Source organism: Rhodococcus mengyinensis, assembly GCF_048381435.1.
Lineage (GTDB): Bacteria > Actinomycetota > Actinomycetes > Mycobacteriales > Mycobacteriaceae > Rhodococcus_F > Rhodococcus_F opacus_D.
Map to the genome: position 1 here is coordinate 17,294 of NZ_JBLWIT010000139.1, position 13,925 is coordinate 31,218.

The window sequence follows — 13,925 nt, forward strand, 5'->3', positions numbered from 1 at the left end:
TGCGGTCGCCGATACTGCCCGCATGCGCGCCCTGCCCGGCCTCCAAAGCCTGCTCGACCTGATCCTGCCCGCCGAATGCGGCGGGTGCGGGGTGCCGGGCACTCAGTGGTGTGCCCGCTGCGCCACGGAGTTGGCCGACGATCCCGTGCTGCTCCGGCCCCGCGTGGATCCCGGGGTCGGGGTGTGGGCCCTCGGGCCGTACTCGGGTGCCCGCCGTCGGGCCGTGATCGCCGCGAAGGAACGCGGGCGGCGTGATCTCGCTGCGCCCCTCGGATCCGCCGTCGCAGGCGCCCTGTGCCGTCTGCAGCAGTGGGGTGAACTCGACCCGCCGGACGTGGCCCCGGTGGTTCTGGTGCCGGCTCCGACGCGTCCCCGGGCCGCCCGTGCACGCGGCGGTGACCCCGTCACCCGGATCGCCGTCGCCGCGGTGGGCGGCAGACGCGTGTGCCCCGCGCTCGTGATGCGACACGCCGTGCGCGATTCGGTCGGACTGAGCGCAGATCAACGTCGAGTAAACCTCGAGGGTGGCGTCCGGTTGACGCGCAGCGGTCGCGGATTCGCACGGCATCTCTTGTCGGAACCGGATGCACTGCAACGCATCTCGGTGGTACTGCTGGACGACGTGTCGACCACCGGGGCGACCGCCGCCGAGTCGGTCCGGGTGCTGTCGCGAGTGGGTATCCGAGTGAGCGCGGTGGTCGTCGTGGCGGGTGTCAGATGAAATTCTGCCGAACAGTGGCACTCGCGCGCGTTACGTACTAGCGTCGCGGACACACCCGAAAACACAGGTAGGAGGTGGAACTTCGAACCTGGTGCCGGGCGGACCCCCTTCCGGCATTGCTCAAACTCGCCGCCGCCCATCACGGGGCGGGGCCGTAATCGGGAGGTACGAGTGACGACCCCTTCGCAAGCCTCGGTTTTCGTCGACGACCGCACAACGGATGCACAAGAGAAGACGGATACCCCCAACGCCGAGATCGTCGTCAAGGGACGCAACGTCGAGGTACCCGACCACTTCCGCGTGTACGTCTCCGAGAAGCTGTCGCGCCTCGAGCGCTTCGATCCCTCCATATTTCTGTTCGATGTCGAACTTCACCACGAACCCAATCGACGCCAGAGGAAAAACTGCCAGCGCGTCGAGATCACTGCCCGAGGCAAGGGGCCGGTAGCCCGAGCCGAGGCATGCGCCGACAGCTTCTATGCAGCATTCGAGTCGGTGACCGCCAAGCTCGAGAGCAGGCTCCGCCGCACCAAGGACCGCAAAAAGGTCCACTACGGGGAAAAGACCCCGGTGTCGGTGGCGGAGGCCACCGCCGCACTCGCCGAGGACGACAGTCTCGGCATCAGTCCCGACATCTCCCTGGACGGTCAGATGCCGGACGAGCACACACCGGGTCATGTCGTGCGTACCAAGGAACACAAGGCCACGCCGATGACCGTCGACGATGCTTTGTACGAGATGGAGCTGGTAGGACACGATTTCTTCCTGTTCCACGACAAGGAGTCGGACAAGGCGACCGTCGTCTACCGGCGGCACGCGTTCGACTACGGATTGATCCGTCTGGCGTGATGTACTCCCGTTCCGCCTGACGATCCGAGCGGTCGGTCTACTCGTCCGATCGCGGAAGCGCCTACCATGGAATCCGGCCGGGGTTCTCGGACCTCCGGCCGGATTTTGTGTGTCACCCATCCACTGCCGAAGATTGAGGACGAACAAGACTGTGCCGTCGCTGTCGCTATCGAAGCTGCTCCGTGTTGGTGAAGGTCGCATGGTCAAGCGGCTCAAGCACATCGCCGACCACGTTTCCTCGCTGTCGCCCGAGGTCGAAGACCTGACCGACGAGCAACTCCGCGCGAAGACCGAGGAGTTCCGCGCCCGCTACCGCGACGGCGAGACGCTCGACGAACTGCTGCCCGAGGCGTTCGCGGTCGCCCGCGAGGCGTCCTGGCGCGTGATCGACCAGCGGCACTTCCACGTGCAGATCATGGGCGGCGCCGCCCTCCACTTCGGCAACATCGCCGAGATGAAGACGGGTGAGGGCAAGACCCTGACCTGTGTGTTGCCCGCATACCTCAATGCGATCGCCGGTGACGGCGTGCACGTCGTCACGGTCAACGACTACCTCGCCAAGCGCGACTCCGAGTGGATGGGCCGTGTCCACCGCTTCCTCGGCCTCGACACCAGCGTGATCCTGTCCGGCATGTCGCCCGGCGAGCGTCGCGCAGCCTATGCGGCCGACATCACATACGGCACCAACAACGAGTTCGGGTTCGACTACCTGCGCGACAACATGACGCACTCCCTGGACGATCTCGTCCAGCGCGGTCACAGCTTCGCCGTCGTCGACGAGGTCGACTCCATCCTCATCGACGAGGCCCGGACCCCCCTCATCATCTCCGGCCCCGCCGACGCCTCGAGCAAGTGGTACGCGGAATTCGCGCGCATCGCGCCGCTGCTCAAGCGTGACGTGCACTACGAGGTCGACATCCGCAAGCGCACCATCGGCGTCCACGAGGCCGGCGTCGAGCTCGTCGAGGACCAGCTCGGCATCGACAACCTGTACGAGGCCGCCAACTCGCCGCTCGTGAGCTACCTGAACAACGCCATCAAGGCCAAGGAGCTCTACACCAAGGACAAGGACTACATCGTCCGCGACGGCGAAGTGATCATCGTCGACGAGTTCACCGGCCGCGTCCTCGTCGGCCGCCGGTACAACGAGGGCATGCACCAGGCGATCGAGGCCAAGGAGAAGGTCGAGATCAAGGCCGAGAACCAGACCCTCGCCACGATCACACTCCAGAACTACTTCCGTCTCTACGACAAGCTGTCGGGCATGACGGGTACGGCCGAGACCGAGGCCGCCGAGCTGCACCAGATCTACAACCTCGGCGTCATCCCGATTCCCACCAACCGGCCGATGGTCCGCGTCGACAACGGCGATCTGATCTACAAGACCGAGGAAGCCAAGTTCGACGCCGTCGTCGACGACGTGGTGGAGCGGCACGAGAAGGGCCAGCCCGTTCTGATCGGTACCACCAGCGTCGAGCGGTCCGAGTACCTGTCGAAGCAGTTCACCAAGCGCGGCGTGGCGCACAATGTGCTGAACGCGAAGTTCCACGAGCAGGAAGCCCAGATCATCGCCGAGGCCGGCAGGTCGGGCGCCGTCACCGTGGCGACCAACATGGCCGGTCGTGGTACCGACGTCGTGCTCGGCGGCAACCCCGACATCATCGCGGACATCGCGCTCCGCAAGCAGGGACTCGACCCCGTCCACACGCCCGACGACTACGAGGCGGCGTGGGACGACGTCCTCGACCAGGTCAAGGCCGAGGTGAAGGCCGACGCGGACAAGGTTCGTGAGGCGGGCGGACTGTACGTCCTGGGCACCGAGCGGCACGAGTCCCGGCGTATCGACAACCAGTTGCGCGGCCGCTCCGGCCGTCAGGGCGATCCGGGTGAGTCGCGGTTCTACCTGTCGCTCGGCGACGAGTTGATGCGACGGTTCAACGGCGCGGCCCTCGAGTCGATCATGACCCGGCTCAACCTGCCCGACGACGTTCCCATCGAGGCGAAGATGGTCTCGAAGGCCATCAAGAGCGCCCAGACGCAGGTCGAGCAGCAGAACTTCGAGATCCGCAAGAACGTCCTCAAGTACGACGAGGTGATGAACCAGCAGCGCACGGTCATCTACAACGAGCGCCGCCAGATCCTCGAAGGCAAGGACATGGAGGGCCAGGTCGAGAAGATGATCACCGACGTGGTCACCGCCTACGTCGACGGCGCCACCGCCGAGGGATACGTCGAGGACTGGGATCTCGAACAACTGTGGACGGCCCTCAAGACGCTGTACCCGGTCGGACTCGACTACAAGGAACTGGTCGGCGACAGCGACGACGGTGAGACCAACGACATCACCGCCGACGAGCTGCGCGAGACCCTGCTGAAGGACGCACACGACGCCTACGCCCGGCGAGAGGCCGAGATCGACGGTGTCGCCGGCGAGGGATCGATGCGCGAACTGGAGCGCCGCGTCCTGCTGAGCGTGCTCGACCGCAAGTGGCGCGAGCACCTCTACGAGATGGACTACCTCAAGGAAGGCATCGGCCTGCGGGCGATGGCCCAGCGTGATCCGCTCGTCGAGTACCAGCGCGAAGGCTTCGACATGTTCGGCGGCATGCTCGAGGGCCTGAAGGAGGAGTCGGTCGGATTCCTGTTCAACCTTCAGGTCGAGGCGGCCGCCCCGCAGGCGGCGCAGGCCCCGGGCGTCAGCGTCACCGCGGCTTCCGCAGCGGCGACGGCGTCGGCCTCGCCCGCTCCGGCCGCGCCGCGGCCACTGCCGACCCAGGAGGCGGCGCAGCAGGCGCAGGGCACAGCGGCACCGTCCGCCCTCCGCGCGAAGGGGCTGGACGACGGCGAGCCCCGCGGGCTCACGTACTCCGGGCCTGCCGAGGACGGCAACGCCCAGCTCAGCCGCCGCGGAGCGGCCGAGTCGGACGATGCCGCCGACGCCGGAACCCGTCGTCAGCGGCGGGAGGCCGCGCGGTCGCAGTCGAAGGGCAAGAAGGCCCCGCGGACCAAGCGCAAGCGCTGACCGCGGGAGTCGATCAGCCGATCACCAGCGAGGTGACGGTCCAGCCCGTGTCGGACTGCTGTTCGACACGGGCTGCGATCACGAAGATACGCGGTCCCCGGCCGTAGGTGCCGAAGGCCTCGAACGCGCACGGCTCCACCGCGCGCAGGTGCACGCGGACGAGCGTCGCGACACCGAGTCGCCGGGCAGGCGACTCCGACAGCGCGAGCGTGCGCACGACGTCGACGAGCGACGGCGTCACCAGCGGCCGCAATTGCCGTACGTTGCGGCGCCGATCCAGCACTTCGAGGACCAGCCGGAACGCCTGTTCCGTGAACCGCTGGACGTCCGGCGGGGGAAGAGGCAGCGTTCCCGTCTGCGTCGTGGCGTTGCGTGGCGACGCCCCCGAGTGGGGCGACGAGCGGTGCCTGCCGCGCCCGGCCGCGTGCCGCCCGCCCGACGGCACCGCCGAACGCCCCGGCAGAGGTGGTGCGGGAACGTCACCGGCGGCCGGCTCGAAGCGCGGCACCCGTGACAGGAACGTGTAGGACTCACTCATTTCTTACCCCCCGGTTTCGGCATGAGACGGCCGTCGTAGCGGTCATACTCGCACGGATCCCGTCGTCGTGTCGCCGAACCGGTGAGCGGACCCTAGGGTGGGGACGTGCGGGGATTGATATTGGACTTCGGAGGAGTTCTCGCGGGTCCCGGTTCGGACATGGACGGCCTGTCGTCCGTCCTTGCCGGTGCCCGGACTCGTGGGGTGCGTACCGCGATCCTCAGCAACGATCCCGGTGGTCCCGGCGCGCAGTGGCTGCGGGAACTCGGTGACGGCCGGCTGGTCGATCAGGTCGTACTGTCCGGGGATGTCGGTGTGGCCAAACCTGATCCGCGGATCTACCGGCTGACGGCCGACGCGCTCGGTCTGGCCCCGGGGGACTGTATCTTCGTCGACGACCTGTCGGTCAATGTCCGGGGTGCGGTGGCCGTCGGGATGGTGGGTGTCCACCACGTCGATGGCGGCGCCACCGCGGACGAGATAGCGATACTTCTCGAGGTCGATCGAGACGGGATGCAAGGGGGACAGGCGCCGACATGGTGACGAGACTGACTACGCAGGACGCGTCGTTCTACTTTCTCGAGGCGAGCAGCACGCCGATGCACGTGGGGTCGCTCGCGATCTTCCGCAAGCCGCGAAACGGGTTGTCCTACGAGGAATTACTGAGCCTCGTCGAGGAACGGCTGAGCCTGGTGCCCCGCTACCGGCAGAAGGTGCGGGAGGTGGCGCTGGGACTGTCGCGGCCGGTGTGGGTGGACGACCAGGACTTCGACATCGAGTACCACGTCCGGCGGTCGGCGCTGCCGAAGCCGGGATCGGATGCTCAGTTGCACGATCTGGTCGCGCGGCTCACGTCGCGGCCGCTCGACAACACGCGACCGCTGTGGGAGATGTACCTGGTGGAGGGGTTGTCGAACAATCGCTTCGCCATCTTCACGAAGTCCCATTCCTCGCTGGTCGACGGCGAGACGGCGCTCGAGATCGGCCAGGTGATCCTGGACCCGGCGAAGACCCGGCGGCCCATGGCCGAGGAACTGTGGATGCCGAGCCCCGCCCCCAGTGAGTCCACCCTCATCGCCGGGGCGCTGGCGGAGATGGTGGCGCGGCCGGGCGAAGGGCTGGCGGCGCTGCGGATGACGTTGGGTGACATGGCGTCTGCGCTCGGCGAGACAGTGCGCGCCGTCGGCAAGGTGGCCGCCGTCGTGCGCACCGCCACGCAGGTGGCGCCGGCGAGTCCGCTGAACGCGACCATTTCCCGCAATCGGCGCTTCGCGGTGGTCAAGACCGAACTGGGTGACTACCGGAAGATCCGCGCGCAGTACGGGTGTGAGGTCAACGACGTCATCCTCGCGGTCGTGTCGGGTGCGATGCGATACTGGCTGCTCTCCCGCGGCGAGCCGGTGGCCGAGTCGACCACGGTCCGGGCCATGGTCCCGATGTCCGTGTACGCGACGGATCCCGAGGCCGACGACGAGGCGTCACGCCGCGACGAGTGGGCGGATCCGCGGAGCATGGTGTCGTCGTTCCTCATCGACCTGCCGGTCGGGGAACCGAATGCCGTGGTGCGGCTGTCGCACGTGGCGCATGCGATGGAGGCGCACGCCAAGCAGAGTCAGCGGGTCACCGCGGAGACCCTGGTGCGTTTGTCGGGATTCGCGCCGGCCACGCTGCACGCGATGAGTGCCCGTGTCGCGAGCAGTTTCTCGCAGCGAATGTTCAATCTGATGATCACCAACGCGCCGGGACCGCAGCTGCCGCTGTACGTCGGGGGAGCGCGGATGCTCGAGATGTATCCGGTGTCGCCGCTGCTGAAAAACCAGACTTTGAGCATCGGCCTGACGTCCTACGACGGCAACGTCTACTACGGTTTGAATGCAGACCGTGACGCCATGGCCGACGTGGACGTGGTGGCGGCGCTGCTGTACGAATCTCTCGAGGAGTTGTTGGATGCCAGCCGGTGAGAAGTCCGCGGTGCGAAAGACGGGTGCCGCATGACGAGGGTGTACGTTCCCGCGACGATCGAGATTCTCCAGCGGCTCGTCGCCGACCGGGAGTTCGATCCGATGAGCCGTACCGCCTTCGCCGTCACCCCCACCCTCCGCGAGGCGTACTCGTCGGGCGATGACGAAGAACTGGCCGAGGTCGCGATGGCCGAGGCCGCCCGGGCCTCGCTGCGACTGATCGCGGGCCGGGTGGGGGAGAGCGGGAGCGACGGGGTTCGGTTCCGTCGCGCCGTGGTCGCCGCGGACGTGGACGACGTGACGCCGCGGCCGGACCTCGACGACGCCGTGGTCCGGTTGCCCGGTCCGGTGACGATCGGCACGGTCGCGTCCGTGCACGTGGATCTGGCGGAGGCGGAGCCGGACATCGAGCGGGCCGTGTCGGCGATCGACGAGGCGGATCTCGGGGACCCCGACGCAGAGTTCGTTCTCGGTGACGCGGAGGATCATGTGCTGGCGTGGTACGCCACTCAGGAGCTTCCGTTCCTGCTCGAACTACTCTGACCGGTACGTCCTCTTACCTTGGGGTAACCTACGGTACCGTAACTTGATAACCTACGGTAGCGTAGGTCATGACGGAAAAGGTGGAGGTCGGATGGGTCTGAAGGATTGGATCGAGGCGCCCGCAGCAGCGGTCGTGCCCGCCAAGCGGTCCAAGCTCAATTGGTTGCGTGGCGCGGCGGCACGGCTCACGACGCCGTTGCTGCCCGACGACTACCTGCACCTGGCCAACCCGCTGTGGTCGGCTCGCGAACTGCGTGGACAGATCGTGGAGGTGCGCGCGGAGACCGCGGACTCGGCCACGATCGTCATCAAGCCGGGCTGGGGATTCGATTTCGACTACGAGCCCGGCCAGTACATCGGTATCGGTCTGCACATCGACGGACGCTGGCACTGGCGCTCGTACTCGCTCACCTCGCCGCCGAACTGGGACGACAAGCTCATCTCCATCGCCGTCAAGGCGATGCCCGAGGGATTCCTGTCGAGTCACCTCGTCAACGGTGTGCCCTCGGGGACGATCGTGCGGCTCGCGACCCCCACGGGCAACTTCGCGCTGCCCGACCCGCCGCCGGAGCGGATCCTGTTCCTCACCGCGGGCAGTGGCATCACGCCCGTGATGGCGATGCTGCGCACGATGAACCGGCGCGGTCAGCTTCCCGACGTCTTCCACGTCCACTCGGCGCCCACCGACGCCGACGTGATGTTCGCCGACGAGCTCACCCAGCTCCACGAGGAGCACGACGACTTCCGGTGCAAGATCCAGCTCACCCGCAGTCAGGGCAAGTTCGCGTTGTCCTCGCTCGACGAGGTGTGCCCGGACTGGCGTGAACGGCAGACGTGGGCCTGCGGCCCGCTGCCGATGCTCGACGAGATCGAGACGCTGTGGCGCGACGAGGGCATCGAGAACAAGTTGCACCTCGAGCGGTTCGCCGTCTCCCGCGCGGACACGTCCGGCGAGGGCGGGACCGTGACGTTCGCCAAGGCCGACAAGACCGTGTCGATCGACGGTGCGACCACTCTCCTCGAGGCCGGTGAGAAGGTCGGGGCACTGATGCCGTTCGGCTGCCGGATGGGTATCTGCCAGACCTGTGTCGTGCCGATTCTCGCTGGGCATGCCATCGACCTGAGGTCGGGCAAGCAGCACGCCGAAGGTGACCGAGTCCAGACCTGTATCTCCGCGGCGGCAGGGGACTGCACGCTCGACGCGTAAGCGTGAGCGTGTTGTTCACCTGACTCCGCTATTCTCGGACTCTCACCAGACGGAGGAGCACGGTGGCGATCACCGACATCAAAGAGTTCGCGCATCTGACCGAAGCGGACATCGAATCGCTCGGGCGTGAGTTGGATGCGATCCGGCTCGACGTGGAGGATTCGCGGGGCGTTCGCGACGCCCGCTACATCCGCCGGGCCATCAGGGCGCAACGGCTGTTGGAGCTCGGTGGCCGGCTTGCGTTGTTCGGAAGCCGCTACCGCCCGGCGTGGCTCGCGGGCACCGCGATGCTGTCCCTCTCGAAGATCATCGAGAACATGGAACTCGGCCACAACGTGATGCACGGCCAGTGGGACTGGATGAACGATCCGGAGATCCACTCCATGTCGTGGGAGTGGGATCAGACGGGCCCCTCGGAGCATTGGAAGCGGGCGCACAACTACTCCCACCACACGTTCACCAACATCGTGGGAATGGATTCCGATGTGGGGTTCGGCATCCTCAGGATGACCCGCGACGAGGAGTGGCGGCCGATCAATCTGCTGCAGCCCTTCGCCAACATCATCCTGGCCGCCACGTTCGAGTGGGGGATTGCGCTCCACGACCTCACGTTCGCCGCCGAGCTCGAGGGTGCGGAGAAGGGGCAGCTCAATTCCCAGGCCAACAAGGATTTCGGTCGCAAGATCTTCCGCCAGGTCGGCAAGGACTTCCTCCTGTTCCCGGTGCTCGCGGGGCCGGCGTGGAAGTCGACGCTCACGGCCAATGCCACCGCCAATCTCGTGCGGAATCTGTGGGCCTATGTGGTGATCTTCTGCGGGCACTTCCCGGACGGTGCCGAGAAGTTCACGGTGGACGAATACGAGAACGAGACCCGGCACGAGTGGTATCTCCGGCAGATGCTCGGCAGCGCGAATTTCGATTCCGGCAAGGTCATGGGTTTCATGAGCGGGAACCTCAGCTACCAGATCGAGCATCACCTGTTCCCGGACCTGCCGAGCAACCGGTACCCGGAGATCGCGGTGAAGGTCCGGGCGCTGTGCGAGAAGTACGACCTGCCGTACACCACGGGTTCGCTCGCCAAGCAGTACCTGCTGGCTCTGCGCACGATCCACAAACTCGCGCTGCCCGACCGGTTCCTGCGGGCGACGGCGGACGACGCCCCGGAGACGTCCTCCGAACGCAAGTTCCGTGACGCCCGTGATGCGGGTGCCGCCATGGTCGAGACGTTGCGTACGGATCCCGTCACGGGGCAGCGGCGGGGTCTGCTGTCGGCGTTGCGCGCCCGCGCGGAGGCCAGGATTCCGCGACGCCGACGGTGATTTCACTCACACCTACACTCAGGTAACCTACGGTGTCGTAACTTACGGTACGGTAGGTCGAGTCAGCGCCCACGGGTGTGAACTGTCGACCCAGCCAGGAGGAGGTCCCCCATGGCGATTGCAGACGTCAAGGAATACGCACATCTCACCGAAGCCGACATCGAGTCGCTCGGACGCGAGCTCGATGCGATCCGGCGCGATATCGAAGAGTCCCGCGGGGAGCGTGACGCGCGGTACGTGCGAAACACGATCAGACTGCAGCGTTCCCTCGAAATCGGTGGCCGAGCCGTTCTCTTCGCGAGCAAGCGGCGTCCCGCTTGGCTGGCGGGCACGGCCATGCTTTCGCTGTCGAAGATCATCGAGAACATGGAACTCGGCCACAACGTGATGCACGGCCAGTGGGACTGGATGAACGATCCCGAGATCCACTCCACCTCGTGGGAGTGGGACGTGACGGGTCCGTCCGCTCACTGGAAGCAGACGCACAACTACATTCACCACAAGTACACCAACGTCCTCGGCATGGACGACGACGTGGGATACGGACTGCTGCGCGTCACGCGCGACCAGCGGTGGAAGCCGTTCAACACCGGCAATCTCCTGTACAACACGCTGCTCGCGCTGTTCTTCGAGTACGGAATCGCGGCGCAGCATCTCGAACTCGGCAAGGTCGCCAAGGGGCGCGTGCCGAGCGAGGAGACCCAGCGCAAGCTCCGCGAGGTCGGCGAGAAGGTCGGCAAGCAGATCCTCAAGGACTACGTCATCCACCCCGCGGTCACGGGTCCCGCGTGGAAGAGCACGCTCACCGCCAACATCGCCGCGAACATGATCCGCAACGTGTGGACCAACGCGATCATCTTCTGCGGGCACTTCCCGGACGGCGCCGAGAAGTTCACCAAGGCGGACATCGACAAGGAAACGCAGCCCCAGTGGTACCTGCGGCAGATGCTCGGTAGCGCGAACATCGAGGGCGGCAAGCTGATGGACTTCATGTCCGGCAACCTCAGCTACCAGATCGAGCACCACCTGTTCCCCGACCTGCCGAGCAACCGCTACGCGGAGATCGCTGTGCGGGTGCGGGAACTGTGCGACAAGTACGACCTGCCGTACACGACCGGGCCCTTCCTCGTGCAGTACGGGAAGTCGTGGCGCACCATCGCCAAGCTGTCGCTGCCGAACAAGTATCTCAAGGCGACCGCGGACGACGCACCGGAGACGGCATCGGAGCGCAAGTTCGGTGGAAACACCACGGCGACAATCGATCCCGTGACCGGCCGCCGTCAGGGGCTGAGTACCGCGATCAAGCGCACCCGCAAGCGCCGCGGTCTCCGCGCGCTGCTGTCCCGCTAGAAAGTTCCGCTGGAAAGTTCCGCTACAGACGCGGTTCGTCCCTCACCAGGCTTCGTTGGACGCGATGGCCGTGAGGAGGTGACGGACCGCGTCGACGCGTTTGGCGGCCTTGCCCTCCAGCTGGTCGAGCGCGCATTCCGGGTCCGCGGGCGGGCCGAGGTGGGTACACCCTCTCGGGCAGTCCTCGATGGCCGCGGCCAGATCGGAAAACGCGGCCACCACGTTCTCCGGGGAGATGTGGGCCAGTCCGAACGACCGGATGCCGGGAGTGTCGATCGCCCAGCCGCCCGTCGGAAGCGGCAGTGCGACCGATTGCGTGGACGTGTGCCTGCCCTTGCCGACGCCCGAGACCACGCCCACGGCCCGATCGGCGTCGGGCACTAGGCGGTTGACGAGAGTCGACTTCCCGACCCCCGAATGGCCGATCAGCGCGGTGAGCCGGCCCGACAGCATCGACAGCACCTCGTCGACCGGATCGTCGCGACCGGCCACCACGACGGGAACGTCGAGGTCGGCGAACGCGCTCGCGAACTCCTCGGGGGGCTCGAGATCGCTCTTCGTCAGGCACACGATGGGACTCAACCCGCCCGCGTACGCGGCGACGAGCGCACGTTCGACGAATCCCGTCCGTGGCGGCGGGTCCGCGAGCGCCACGACGATCAGCAGCTGCTGGGCGTTGGCCACGACGATCCGCTCGTACGGATCGGTGTCGTCGGCGGTGCGTCGCAGCACCGTGGAGCGTTCGGCGACCCGCACGATCCGCGCCAGGGTGTCGGGCTTGCCGGACAGGTCACCGACGACGCTCACCTCGTCGCCCACTACGATGGGCGTGCGACCCAGTTCCCGGGCGCGCATGGTGACGAGGGGACGCTCGGGGTCGCCGCCCAGCACGCAACCCCACCGGCCGCGGTCGACCGAGACGACCATCGCCGACTCCGCGGCGAGGTGTTCCGGCCGGGTCTTCGTGCGCGGGCGCGTTCCTCGGCCCGGGCGCACCCGGACGTCGGACTCGTCGTACTGCCTGCGACTCAGAAGCTCGCCTTCCGCTCGGTGCCCGCGGCTGCGGACAGCATTGTGGCCCACAGGTTCTCGAAGCCGGGCAGGGTCTTGGCGGTGGTGCCGACGTCCTCGACCTGGATGCCGTCGACCCGCAGTCCGACGATGGCGCCCGCGGTCGCCATCCGATGGTCGGCGTAGGAGCGCCACGTTCCACCGTGCAGGGCTGCCGGGACGATCGTGAGGCCGTCCTCGGTCTCGGTGACGTTTCCGCCCAGCGAGTTGATCTCGTGTGCGAGTGCGGCCAGCCGGTCGGTCTCGTGGCCGCGCAGGTGCGCGATGCCCCGCAGGTGCGACGGCCCGTCCGCGAGTGCGGCGAGCGCCGCGACGGTCGGGGTGAGTTCGCCCACGTCGTGTAGGTCGATGTCGATGCCGGTCAGCTGCTGCGGACCGCGGACGGTGAGATTCGCGCCGTCCAGCCGGACGTCCGCGCCCATCGCCAGGAGGATCTCGCGGATCGCGTCTCCGGGTTGCGTCGTCCTGCTCGGCCACAGGGGAACGGTCACCTCGCCGCCGGTGACGGCGGCGGCGGCCAGGAAGGCGGTGGCATTGGACAGGTCGGGTTCGATCGCCCGGTCGACGGCCCGGACGACGCCGGGGCTCACCCGCCACGTGTCGGCCTCCCCGCCCGTCGCCGGGGTCGTGACCTCGACGCCCGACTCGCGCAGCATCTCGACCGTCATGTCGATGTGCGGCATGGACGGGACCGTCTTGCCGTCGTGATGCACGGTGACGCCCTCGTCGAACGCGGCCGCCGACAGCAGCAGCCCGGAGACGAACTGTGACGAGCCGGACGCGTCGATGGTGACCCGTCCACCGCGCAGCGAACCCGCACCGCGGACCGTGAACGGGAGGGAGTCGCCGTCGATGTCCGCGCCGAGACCGCGCAGCGCGCCGAGGATCGTGTCGAGGGGCCGGGTCCGCGCCTGCTCGTCCCCGTCGAAGTGAACCGTTCCGCTCGCGAGCGCCGCGACCGGAGGGAGGAACCGCATGACGGTCCCGGCCAGGCCGCAGTCGACCGCACCACCCTGGAGCTGTGCGGGCGTGACCCGCAGCGTCGTGTCGGCATCGACCGTCTCGATGCTGATGCCGAGCGTGCGGAGGGCATCGATCATGAGGTCGGTGTCCCGGCTGCGCAGTGCCCCGGTGAGGGTGGACGGACCGTCCGCGAGTGCGGCGAGGATCAGCGCGCGATTGGTGATCGACTTCGATCCGGGAAGGGCGACCGTCGCGACGACGGGCGCTTCGGCACGGGGGGCGTTCCACAGGCTCAGGCTCACGGTCTCCATCTTCGCCTATCGGGCGGGTCGCCGGGCGGGCTGGGCGGCGTGTCGCGGGTGTCGGTGGTTCGTGCCACTC

General features: G+C 67.3%; 12 protein-coding genes. 9 read left to right on the plus strand and 3 right to left on the minus strand.

The annotated features are described in order from the left end of the window. The first annotated feature begins 22 nt into the window (after positions 1–22). The 3 genes from ACNJ7E_RS35155 to secA all read left to right on the plus strand — a co-directional run bounded on the left by ACNJ7E_RS35155 (position 23) and on the right by secA (position 4,592). A complete protein-coding gene (locus tag ACNJ7E_RS35155) occupies positions 23–721 on the plus strand; it encodes a ComF family protein (protein ID WP_418342065.1) in 699 nt (232 codons plus the stop codon). Between the two features lie 171 nt (positions 722–892). Further along, on the plus strand, positions 893–1,570 hold the full coding sequence (gene hpf, locus ACNJ7E_RS35160; RefSeq protein ID WP_005259747.1) for a ribosome hibernation-promoting factor, HPF/YfiA family: 678 nt from the start codon (positions 893–895) through the stop codon (positions 1,568–1,570). A 151-nt stretch (positions 1,571–1,721) separates the two neighbouring features. Further along, entirely contained in the window at positions 1,722–4,592 is a 2,871-nt protein-coding gene (gene secA / locus ACNJ7E_RS35165) for a preprotein translocase subunit SecA (RefSeq protein ID WP_418342087.1), read from the plus strand. Between the two features lie 13 nt (positions 4,593–4,605). On the opposite strand, the gene ACNJ7E_RS35170 is transcribed toward secA, so the two are convergent. After that, positions 4,606–5,130, minus strand: coding sequence for an Rv3235 family protein (locus ACNJ7E_RS35170; protein WP_418342066.1), 525 nt, complete (start codon positions 5,128–5,130; stop codon positions 4,606–4,608). A gap of 105 nt (positions 5,131–5,235) precedes the next feature. Here ACNJ7E_RS35170 and ACNJ7E_RS35175 point away from each other — a divergent pair, with 105 nt between their 5' ends. The 6 genes from ACNJ7E_RS35175 (at position 5,236) to ACNJ7E_RS35200 (ending at position 11,510) form a co-directional block, all read left to right on the plus strand. Then, positions 5,236–5,673: an HAD-IA family hydrolase gene (locus ACNJ7E_RS35175; RefSeq protein WP_011598265.1), complete on the plus strand. Its 438-nt coding sequence runs from the start codon at positions 5,236–5,238 to the stop codon at positions 5,671–5,673. Next, a complete protein-coding gene (locus ACNJ7E_RS35180; protein WP_280781633.1) occupies positions 5,667–7,091 on the plus strand; it encodes a WS/DGAT/MGAT family O-acyltransferase in 1,425 nt (474 codons plus the stop codon). Before ACNJ7E_RS35175 ends, ACNJ7E_RS35180 begins: the two co-directional genes overlap by 7 nt. Positions 7,092–7,121: 30 nt before the next feature. Beyond that, entirely contained in the window at positions 7,122–7,634 is a 513-nt protein-coding gene (locus tag ACNJ7E_RS35185) for a DUF6912 family protein (protein ID WP_009479537.1), read from the plus strand. Positions 7,635–7,725: 91 nt separating this feature from the next. Beyond that, complete coding sequence (locus tag ACNJ7E_RS35190) at positions 7,726–8,841, plus strand: ferredoxin reductase (protein WP_105413165.1); 1,116 nt, start codon at positions 7,726–7,728, stop codon at positions 8,839–8,841. Positions 8,842–8,903: 62 nt separating this feature from the next. Beyond that, the gene (locus ACNJ7E_RS35195; RefSeq protein WP_283335218.1) at positions 8,904–10,160 is read left to right on the plus strand and encodes a fatty acid desaturase family protein; all 1,257 of its coding nucleotides are present in this window, start codon (positions 8,904–8,906) and stop codon (positions 10,158–10,160) included. Between the two features lie 111 nt (positions 10,161–10,271). Further along, the gene (locus tag ACNJ7E_RS35200; protein ID WP_105413163.1) at positions 10,272–11,510 is read left to right on the plus strand and encodes a fatty acid desaturase family protein; all 1,239 of its coding nucleotides are present in this window, start codon (positions 10,272–10,274) and stop codon (positions 11,508–11,510) included. 42 nt (positions 11,511–11,552) lie between these two features. On the opposite strand, the gene rsgA is transcribed toward ACNJ7E_RS35200, so the two are convergent. Beyond that, positions 11,553–12,593, minus strand: a complete 1,041-nt coding sequence (gene rsgA / locus ACNJ7E_RS35205; protein ID WP_280781635.1) for a ribosome small subunit-dependent GTPase A — start codon at positions 12,591–12,593, stop codon at positions 11,553–11,555. Further along, complete coding sequence (gene aroA, locus ACNJ7E_RS35210) at positions 12,539–13,855, minus strand: 3-phosphoshikimate 1-carboxyvinyltransferase (protein WP_280781636.1); 1,317 nt, start codon at positions 13,853–13,855, stop codon at positions 12,539–12,541. Before aroA ends, rsgA begins: the two co-directional genes overlap by 55 nt. Between the last annotated feature and the right edge of the window lie 70 nt (positions 13,856–13,925).

What these genes read in the sequence shown, in the direction of transcription:
- aroA (WP_280781636.1), bottom strand. Translation starts at nt 13,855, where the DNA reads ATGGAGACCGTGAGCCTGAGCCTGTGGAACGCCCCCCGTGCCGAAGCG.
- ACNJ7E_RS35155 (WP_418342065.1), top strand. Translation starts at nt 23, where the DNA reads ATGCGCGCCCTGCCCGGCCTCCAAAGCCTGCTCGACCTGATCCTGCCC.
- ACNJ7E_RS35170 (WP_418342066.1), bottom strand. Translation starts at nt 5,130, where the DNA reads ATGAGTGAGTCCTACACGTTCCTGTCACGGGTGCCGCGCTTCGAGCCG.
- ACNJ7E_RS35190 (WP_105413165.1), top strand. Translation starts at nt 7,726, where the DNA reads ATGGGTCTGAAGGATTGGATCGAGGCGCCCGCAGCAGCGGTCGTGCCC.
- ACNJ7E_RS35200 (WP_105413163.1), top strand. Translation starts at nt 10,272, where the DNA reads ATGGCGATTGCAGACGTCAAGGAATACGCACATCTCACCGAAGCCGAC.
- ACNJ7E_RS35185 (WP_009479537.1), top strand. Translation starts at nt 7,122, where the DNA reads ATGACGAGGGTGTACGTTCCCGCGACGATCGAGATTCTCCAGCGGCTC.
- ACNJ7E_RS35180 (WP_280781633.1), top strand. Translation starts at nt 5,667, where the DNA reads ATGGTGACGAGACTGACTACGCAGGACGCGTCGTTCTACTTTCTCGAG.